10 protein-coding genes are annotated in these 8,858 nt (G+C 66.5%); 4 read left to right on the top strand and 6 right to left on the bottom strand.

Going from position 1 to position 8,858, the window contains the following annotated elements; all coding sequences use genetic code 11:
- The 4 genes from PHI64_RS07380 to PHI64_RS07365 form a co-directional block, all read left to right on the top strand.
- A partial coding sequence (locus tag PHI64_RS07380) for a TolC family protein (protein WP_299880909.1) occupies positions 1–695 on the top strand: 695 nt, incomplete at its 5' end.
- Positions 682–1,983 carry an efflux RND transporter periplasmic adaptor subunit gene (locus tag PHI64_RS07375; protein ID WP_299880906.1) on the top strand — a complete coding sequence of 434 codons (1,302 nt, stop codon included), beginning with the start codon at positions 682–684 and terminating at the stop codon, positions 1,981–1,983. The genes PHI64_RS07380 and PHI64_RS07375, both read left to right, overlap by 14 nt.
- Positions 1,980–2,699: an ABC transporter ATP-binding protein gene (locus PHI64_RS07370; protein ID WP_299880902.1), complete on the top strand. Its 720-nt coding sequence runs from the start codon at positions 1,980–1,982 to the stop codon at positions 2,697–2,699. Before PHI64_RS07375 ends, PHI64_RS07370 begins: the two co-directional genes overlap by 4 nt.
- On the top strand, positions 2,699–3,907 hold the full coding sequence (locus tag PHI64_RS07365) for an ABC transporter permease (RefSeq protein WP_299880899.1): 1,209 nt from the start codon (positions 2,699–2,701) through the stop codon (positions 3,905–3,907). The genes PHI64_RS07370 and PHI64_RS07365 overlap by 1 nt, the downstream gene beginning before the upstream one ends.
- Before the next feature lie 9 nt (positions 3,908–3,916).
- Here PHI64_RS07365 and hflX read toward each other — a convergent pair whose 3' ends face one another.
- The 6 genes from hflX to PHI64_RS07335 all read right to left on the bottom strand — a co-directional run bounded on the left by hflX (position 3,917) and on the right by PHI64_RS07335 (position 8,858).
- On the bottom strand, positions 3,917–5,236 hold the full coding sequence (gene hflX, locus PHI64_RS07360; RefSeq protein WP_299880923.1) for a GTPase HflX: 1,320 nt from the start codon (positions 5,234–5,236) through the stop codon (positions 3,917–3,919).
- A gap of 45 nt (positions 5,237–5,281) precedes the next feature.
- Positions 5,282–5,710, bottom strand: a complete 429-nt coding sequence (locus PHI64_RS07355; RefSeq protein WP_299880896.1) for a DUF1841 family protein — start codon at positions 5,708–5,710, stop codon at positions 5,282–5,284.
- Between the two features lie 98 nt (positions 5,711–5,808).
- Complete coding sequence (gene nth / locus PHI64_RS07350) at positions 5,809–6,441, bottom strand: endonuclease III (RefSeq protein WP_299880919.1); 633 nt, start codon at positions 6,439–6,441, stop codon at positions 5,809–5,811.
- An 8-nt stretch (positions 6,442–6,449) separates the two neighbouring features.
- Positions 6,450–7,163: an electron transport complex subunit RsxE gene (locus PHI64_RS07345; RefSeq protein WP_299880893.1), complete on the bottom strand. Its 714-nt coding sequence runs from the start codon at positions 7,161–7,163 to the stop codon at positions 6,450–6,452.
- Between the two features lie 13 nt (positions 7,164–7,176).
- Positions 7,177–7,830, bottom strand: a complete 654-nt coding sequence (locus PHI64_RS07340; protein ID WP_299880890.1) for an RnfABCDGE type electron transport complex subunit G — start codon at positions 7,828–7,830, stop codon at positions 7,177–7,179.
- A 5-nt stretch (positions 7,831–7,835) separates the two neighbouring features.
- Positions 7,836–8,858 (bottom strand): RnfABCDGE type electron transport complex subunit D, encoded by a 1,023-nt coding sequence (locus tag PHI64_RS07335; RefSeq protein WP_299880887.1) that lies wholly within the window; start codon positions 8,856–8,858, stop codon positions 7,836–7,838.

The raw sequence follows: 8,858 nt of genomic DNA, 5'->3' as shown, positions 1-8,858 counted from the left end.
ATGTGCGGCTAGTGGCTCCGGAAGGCGCTGCAGCTGTGCTGCCCGTGGTGCCGGAGCAAGTGGGCCTGTTCATTCCGGCTGAGGCTCTGCGTCAGCGCCCCGATGTGCGGGCTGCCGAGCGCCGGGTGGCCGCCGAGACGGCCCGGGTGGGGCAGGCTGAGGCGGCCCGCTACCCGGGCTTCAGCCTGTCGGGCTCCATCGGTCTTCAAGCCCTGGGCCTGTCCACCTTCTCCGGTGGCGGGCAGTTGGCTCGCTCCCTGGCGGCTTCCGTGTCCGGCCCCTTATTCGATGGCGGCCGTCTGCGTGCCCAGGTGGATGTCCGCGAGGCTGTGAGGGAGCAGTCGGTGGCCGCCTATGAGAAGGCCGTGTTGCTGGCCCTGGAGGACGTACACAACGCCTTGGTCGCTCTGGCCAGTGGCCGTGCGCGCCAGGCAGCTCTGTCGAGTGCTGCTGAGGCTGCGCGCAATGCAGCCCTGCTGGCGAGCCATCGCTATCGATCCGGGTTGATCGACTTCCAGACCGTGCTGAGCACCGAGCGCAGCCTGCTTTCCATCGAGGATAGCCTGGCTACGGCTGATGCCGAACGCCTCACCGCCCTGATCCGTCTTTACAAGGCCCTCGGCGGTGGCTGGTCGCCTGAAACCGCTGCCGCGGCTGCTTCAACTTCATTGGTGACGCCCCATGAGCATTCTTGAGCCCCCATCGACGGAGGCGCTCCGCAAACTCGTTGGCGACGGCACCAAGCCACGCTGGGGGCATCGGCCCCGGCTGGTGGTGCTTGGCGCGGCCACTGTGTTGTTGTGCCTGGTGCTTTTCAGCCTGCTGGGTGGTGATGGTACGGGCGACACTCCGCGCTACCGCACGGCCGCTGCGTATACGGGTGATCTGGTGATCAGCGTGTCGGCCAATGGCAATCTGCAGCCCACCAACTCCGTTGATGTAGGCAGCGAGCTGTCAGGCATTGTCGAGTCGGTGCTGGTGGACGTGAATGACCGGGTACGCAAGGGCCAGGTGATTGCCCGGCTTGACCCCTCCAGACTGAAGGATCAGGTGCGTCAAGCCCGCGCCGATCTGGTCTCGGCCCGGGCCCGTCTGCACCAGGCGGATGCGACCGTGGCGGAGACGGCTGCCACCCTGGGGCGCCTGAAGGAGGTGGCCCGCCTGTCGGGTGGCAAGGTCCCGTCCCGGGCTGAGCTGGATGCCGGCGAGGCGTCATCCTTGCGGGCCGTTGCCGATCAGGGGGCCGCACGCGCAGCCGTAGTATCGGCCACGGCGGCCCTCAGCACCCAGGAGATCAGCCTGTCCAAGACCATCATCCATTCCCCCATCGATGGCATTGTCCTCACCCGCAAGGTGGAGCCGGGCCAGACGGTGGCGGCAGCCATGACGGCGCCAGTGCTGTTCACCCTGGCTGAAGACCTGCGGCGTATGGAGCTGCAGGTGGATGTGGACGAGGCTGATGTGGGTAAGGTGAAGGAGGGGCAGGCGGCGCGCTTCCATGTGGATGCCTGGCCAGGGGAGACGTTTCCGGCGCGGGTCGTCCGGGTGGGGTGGGGTTCCCAGACCAAGGATCAGGTGGTCTCCTATTTGACCATCCTTGAAGTGAAGAACGATGCGTTGATGCTGCGCCCGGGCATGACGGCCACCGCTGAAATCACCACGGCGCGGCGCGAGGGCGTGCTGCTGGTGCCCAATGCGGCCCTGCGCTTCTCGCCACCGGCAAACCAGGTGGCCGCCCGGCGCAGTCTGCTTGCCAGCTTGATGCCGCGCCCGCCAGCCCCGCCACCCAAAGCCGCTTCCGAGGTGGCGGCCAGAGACGGCACACGGACTGTCTGGCAGTTGCGCGATGGTCAGGCTCAGCCCTTGCGGGTGAAAGTGCTGGGCAGCAATGGTCAGGTCTCTGAAGTGCGTGCGGTGGAAGGTGAGGCAGCCCTGCAGCCGGGTACGGAATTGATTGTCGAGGCGCTGGTGGCCGGGAAATGAGCGCTCCGCTGATTGCCCTGAGCAATGTGACCCGTTGCTTCGGCCACGGCGCCGCGGCTTTTCAGGCCCTGCGAGGGGTGGATCTGAGCATCGGGGCGGGGGAGTTCGTGGCCATCATGGGGCCGAGCGGCTCGGGTAAATCGTCGCTGATGAACATCCTGGGCTGCCTGGATACGCCCAGTGGGGGCAGCTACCGCTTCCAGGGCTTGGAGGTGGCGCAGCTCGACCGGGATCAGCGGGCCCTGCTGCGCCGGCATGCGCTCGGCTTCATCTTCCAGGGCTTCAATCTGCTGGCACGCACCTCTGCCCAGGAGAATGTGGAATTGCCTCTGCTGTATCGTGGCGAGCCCGCCTCACGGCGGCGCCTCTTGGCCCGGGAGGCGCTGGCGGCCGTCGGGCTGGAGGGCTGGGGGCACCACACTCCGGCTGAACTCTCCGGTGGGCAACAGCAGCGGGTGGCCATTGCCCGGGCGTTGGTCACGGAGCCCTCCCTGTTGCTGGCCGACGAGCCGACCGGCAACCTGGACACCGAGCGCAGTCGCGAGATCATGGCGCTGCTGGTGGCCCTCAACCGCGACAAGGGTTTGACTGTGGTGATGGTGACCCACGAGGCTGACATGGCCGAGTACGCCCATCGTATCGTGCGTCTGGTGGATGGGCGCATTGCCAGCGATATCCGCACGACGCCGTCCGTCTGCAGCGAGGGAGCCCATTGATGCTGTGGAACGCAGTCCTGCTCGCCCTGCGCGAGATCCGCCGCAAGCTGATGCGCTCCTTCCTGACCATCCTGGGCATCGTCATTGGCGTTTCTGCAGTGATCACCATGGTGACGCTGGGCAATGGGGCGACCCGCTCCATATCCGATCAGATCTCCAGCCTGGGCAGCAATCTGTTGATTGTCCGGCCCGGCCAGCAGCTGGGCCCTGGCCGGGATTCGGCGGGGGCGGCCAGCTTCCGCGTGGCTGACGCCGATGCCCTGCGCAGCCAGGTGAGCGGGCTTGCCGCCGTGGTACCGGTCAGCGGCAAGAGCGTCACCCTGGTGGCCATGGCGCGCAACTGGTCGAGTAGCGTCACTGGCAGCAGCGCCGACTGGTTTGCCACAGGCAAATGGCAGCTCGCCAGCGGCCGCATCTTCAACGAAGCCGAAGAAAGGGCCGGCGCTGCCGTGTGTGTGATCGGTGAGACGGTGCGCAAGGAGCTCTTCGGCGGCTTTGATGTCGTCGGCCAGCAGCTCAGGGTGAAGCAGTTTTCCTGCGAGGTGATCGGCCTGCTGGCCTCAAAAGGGCAGTCCACCATGGGCAACGATCAGGATGACCTGGTGGTGATGCCCCTGCGCACCCTGCAGCGGCGGCTCACCGGCTCGGTGGATGTAGGCAGCCTGATGATCTCGGTGCGGGACGGGGCCTCCATCGATGCGGCCAAGAACGAGGTGACCTGGCTGATGCGTGAGCGGCGTCACGTCAGCCCGGGTGACAACGATGACTTCTCGGTGATGGATACCCGCCAGATTGCCGAGACCCTGTCAGGCACCACCCGCGTCCTCACCGGCCTGCTTGGGGCGGTGGCGGCGGTGAGCCTGCTGGTGGGGGGCATCGGCATCATGAACATCATGCTGGTGTCGGTGACCGAGCGCACCCGGGAGATCGGCATCCGCCTGGCCATCGGTGCCCGTGAGGGCGAGGTGCTGCTGCAGTTCCTGATCGAGGCGGTGGCCCTGTCGTCCCTGGGGGGAGTGGTCGGCATCGGGCTGGCAAGCCTGGCGTCCATCGCCGGGGCGGCGCTGATGAAGGTGCCTTATCTCTTCGATCCGGTGATCAACCTGCTGTCCTTCGGCTTTTCGGCGGCCATCGGTGTGATCTTCGGCTACGTGCCGGCCCGGCGGGCTGCCCGCCTGGACCCCATCGAGGCCCTCCGGCACGAATGAGTGGCCGGCCTACTGCTGGCCGAGGCGGTCCTGCAGACCCTGCACCACATCGGCCGCTCCGCGTACCTTGAAGAAGGCGCCTTCTTCATCGGCACGTTCTTCCAATACCTGGCAGTTGGAATAAATCTCGCCGCGCAGCTGCTGGGCCGACCAGGGCAGGGAGAGCTCGGCTTCGACCAGATCCCGTTGGAAGAAACCGAGGATGACGTCCCGGAGGGCGGAGACTTCTTCCGGGCGGCGTGCGCTCATGACGACGCAGTCCGGGTATCGGGCCCGCAGCGAGGCCTCGCATTCGGCCTGGGCGGTGGCATCGCCCACGTGGTCGATCTTGTTGAAGACGCGGATGCGCGGCAGGGTATCGGCGCCGATCTCGGCCAGCACCACGTCGGTCACTTCGAGCTGGCGCTCGAAGCCCGGGTCACTGGCATCGATCACGTGGAGCAGCAGTGACGCGTCCAGGGCCTCGTCGAGGGTGGACTTGAAGGAGGCGACGAGGCCGTGGGGCAGATTCTTGATGAAGCCCACCGTGTCGCTGACCAGCACCCGGGGCACGCCTTCAGGGTGCAGCACCCGCACGGTGGTATCCAGCGTGGCGAAGAGCTTGTTGGCGACCAGCACCTCGCTGCCGGTGAGGGCCCGCATCAGGGTGGACTTGCCGGCGTTGGTGTAGCCGACCAGCGCCACCGTGGCGAGGCCTTGGCGCTCCTGGCGACGAGCGCGCTGGGTCTTGCGCTCGACCTCCATGGCGTCGATTTCCTGCTGCAGCTCGGCAATGCGGTCGCGGATCTTGCGGCGGTCGAGTTCGGTATGGGATTCACCGGCACCCCGGCCGCCGACACCGCTGCGCTGGCGCCCCTGGGGGCCGGCCAGCTTGGCCATCTCGCGCAGGCGTGGCGCCATGTAGCCCAGGCGGGCGATCTCTACCTGGGCCCGGGCCGCACGGGAGCGGGCGTTGCGGTGGAAGATCTCGAGGATGACCATGGTGCGGTCCATCACCTCGCAGCCTACCTCGACCTCCAGGTTGCGTGCCTGGGAGGGGGAAATTTCGTGATCCACCAGGATGGCGTCGATCAGGCCGCCTCCCGGCAGGGCTTCGTGTTCGCCGTTGACGTAGGTCTGGATCTCCTGGCGTTTGCCCACGCCCAGGTAGGCGTTGGTATCGAAGCTGGTGCGCTTCTGGATGAAGGTGTGAACCACCTGCAGCCCGAGGGTCTTGGCAAGTTCCCGAAGCTCCGTCAGTGAGGCTTCGAACTCCAGGTCTGTGACGTTGGGCAATTGCACGGCCGCCACAACGGCGTACCTGGGTTGATCTTTGACTTCCATTTGCATGCGGAGGATGACCGTATCGGGTGGGCAGGGGCTGAGTGTAGGCATTCAGTGGCCGGCGCGCTTGCGCACCGCGTCCACGTAGGCGCGGCCGTCCAGGGGGGCCTTGTCGCGCTGGGCCTTCCAGATGGTTTCGCCAAGGCATTCAAGCACGTCGTGAAGGGCTGCGTGGCGGTCGCCATGACGGCCCTGGCAGGCCTCGAAGGCTTCCCGGATGCCTGGCGGCTGGTTGATGGAAAGTTGCTCCTCTATGGCCAGGTGCAGGGACAGGTGCAGGAAGGGGTTGATCTGGCCATCCTCCGGGCTGAAGTCCTTCAGCACCGCTTCGGGGTCTTCGAGCAGGGCGTGGTATTCGGGATGATGGGCAACCAGATCGGCAGCGATGATCTCGAGCTGGGTCAGAACCTCGCGGTTCCGGTGCTTGGCCCAGGCGCTGACGAAGAACTGGCGGGCCTGGTCTCGGGATGGATCGAACATGGCGGGGGTTTCCTTGGGGTAATTCTTTCGGGGTATCGGGATGGGGCGTGCCGGCGTGTCGTCGGCACGGCTTGCAGCGGCGACGTTCGAGCCGCGGCTCAGTCGGTCTTGTCCCGGGACAGGCACAGGTCGCGGATGATGCATTCACCGCAGTGCGGCTTGCGCGCAACGCACACGTAGCGGCCGTGCAGGATCAGCCAGTGATGGGCGTCACGCAGGTATTCCTTGGGGATACGTCGGAGCAGGCGCTTCTCGACCTCCAGCACATCCTTGCCGGGGGCCAGGCCGGTGCGATTGGCGAGGCGGAAGATGTGGGTGTCCACGGCCATCGTAGGTTCGCCGAAGATGGTGTTGAGCACCACGTTGGCGGTCTTGCGGCCAACCCCGGGCAGGGCCTCAAGGGCTTCCCGGTCGTTGGGGACTGTGCCGCCGTGCCGTTCGAGCAGCTGATGCGACAGGGCCAGGGTGTTTTTTGCCTTGTTGCGGAACAGACCGATGGTCTTGATGTGTTCGGCTATGCCGGCCTCGCCCAGGCTCACCATGGCTTCCGGGGTGGGGGCAACGGCAAAGAGCTTTCGGGTGGCGATGTTGACGCCCTTGTCGGTAGCCTGGGCAGATAGCACTACGGCGACCAGCAACTGGTAAGGCGAGGCGTATTCCAGTTCGGTGGTCGGGGTGGGGTTGGCGTCCCGCAGGCGCCGGAAGGCTTCGGCAACCGCGGCCAGCTTCATGTCGGCCATCAGGCGGCTTCTGCCGGTGACGGCGATTCGGCGGAGGTGTCCGGCGCGCCGGGGGCCGGCGGGTTGGCGCGGGCGCGGGCCTGCTTGCGGGCTTCGATCCAGTTACGGCCGGCGATCAGGAAGCCCAGGGCGATGAAGGCGCCCGGCGGCAGGATGGCAACCAGGAAGCCTGGGTAGTGGTCACCGAAGAGCGTCAGCCCCTCGACCCCCGGAAAGATCATCTCAATGCCGGAAAACAGGGTGCCGCTGCCGACGATCTCACGCATGGCGCCGAGTATGGCGAGCACCAGGGTCAGGCCGACCCCCATGGCGATGCCGTCCACCGTGGAGCCGGCGGGTTCGTTCTTGGCGGCAAATGCTTCGACCCGGGCGAGCACGATGCAGTTGGTGACGATGAGCGGAATGAAGATGCCGAGCACCAGATAGAGCTCGTGGAGATAGGCATTGAAAGCCAGGTCCACCACGGTGACGAGGGCCGCGATGATCAGAATGAAGACCGGGATGCGGATCTCGTAGGGGATGAAGTTGCGCAGGGCCGAGATGGCCAGGTTGGCCAGGGCCATGACCAGGATGGTGGCGAGGCCGAGGCTGACGGCATTGACCACGTTGGTGCTGATGGCGAGGATGGGGCACAGGCCGAGGATCTGGACGACGCCGGTGTTCTGCTTCCAGATGCCGTTCCAGGCGATGTCCTTGTGGGCTTGAAAGTCCATGGCGGGTCTCCCGTCAGAGGGGGCCGCCGCTCGTGGCGGCGAACAGGCGGTTCTGGTTGTCGGCCGCAAAGCGGGCTGCGCGGGCCACGGCACCGGTGACGGCGCGGGCGCTGATGGTGGCGCCGGTATGGTAGGTGATCTGCCCGCCGTCCTTCTTCACCTTGCAGGCCGGTATGTCTGCAGCCTTCAGGTCGGCGAACTGGGTGATCCAGGGGGATTTCTTGTTCTTGTCCTTCTTCGGGTCGATGTAGTCGCCCAGGCCCGGGGTTTCCCGGTGGCTGACGGCGCGCACGCCGGACACGCTGCCGTCGGCATTGATGGCGACGATCAGGTCAATGCGGCCACTGTAGCCGTCGGGGGCGGTGGCCTCCAGCAGCAGGGCGGCAGGTTGGCCGGCCTTGCGCGCACGATAGACACGGCCGCCTTCATCGAGCCCAAGTTCGCGGGTGGGGCCGAGCTGCACGTAGTCGTCCAGCAGGGCGTTATCGTAGGTGGTGCCGGGCAGCACTTCGGAGATGAGTTTCATCTTCTCCTCGGTCGCCGAAGCCCGGATCTGCTCGCGGGTGGCATCGTAGGTGAAGGCCATCACCGCCGTGAACACCACGGTGAAGGCCACCATAACCCCGCCGGTACGGGCGGAAAGGCCGAGGGCAGTGGTTTCGCTCATGGCCGTCAGTCCTTCTTGTGGCCGAAAACGGGTGCCTGGGTCTTCATGTCGATGATGGGCACGAGGATGTTCATCAGCAGGGTCGCAAACGCGATGCCGTCCGGATAGGCGCCAAAGGCGCGGATCACGTAGGTGAGCACGGCTGCACCGGCCGCAAAGAGCAGCTTGCCGCGGGCGGTGGTGGCGCCCGAGACCGGGTCGGTCAGGATGAAGAAGGCGCCGAGCATGGCGCCGCCGGAGGCCAGGTGGAAGAGCGGAGAGGCGAAGCTCTCGGGGCGCAGGCCCCACAGCAGGCCGGCGGTGACGAAGAGGGCGCCACAGAAGGCTGCCGGGATGTGCCAGGTGATGATGCGCCGCTGGATCAGCCACAGGCCGCCCAGCAGGTAGCCCAGAGCGACCCATTCGCCACCCTTGCCGCCCAGGGCACCGAAGGCCGGGCCGTCCATGAGCTGGGAGGCGCGCAGGCCGTGGAGTTCAGAGTCGGCGCTGACGGCGCTGCGCAGGGCTGTGCGCAGGGCATCGAGGGGGGTTGCGCCGGTGATGGCGTCCACCTGGCGGACGCCGCCGAAGATCAGGTCGAGCTGGGCCTTGAAATCGAGTTGGCCCGCGGCAGGCCACTGGGACATCAGCGCCGGGTAGGCCACGATCATCAGGCAGAAGGCGGCCATGGCCGGGTTGAACGGGTTTTGACCGAGGCCGCCGTAAAGCTGCTTGACGATGACTACTGCCAGCAGGGTGCCGGTGACGGTGAGCCACCAGGGGGCGATCGGCGGGAAGGTGAGGGCGATCAGCCAGGCGGTGACGATGGCTGACAGGTCAGTGAGAAAGAGCGCCTTCGGTTTGCCGCGAATGGCCAGCATGGCGGCCTCGCCAGCCACGGCGGCGAGGCTGGCGATGGCCAGCTGGACAAGGATGCCCGCGCCGAAGAACCACACGTAGGCGGCGATGCCGGGTACCAGGGCCAGAAGGACCTGGAGCATGACGCTCTGGACGCTGGCCGGCTTGCGAATGTAGGGCGAGTTGATCAT

This window comes from Zoogloea sp. (assembly GCF_028689785.1).
Lineage (GTDB): Bacteria > Pseudomonadota > Gammaproteobacteria > Burkholderiales > Rhodocyclaceae > Zoogloea.
This window is presented reverse-complemented; position numbering and strand designations above follow the sequence as displayed.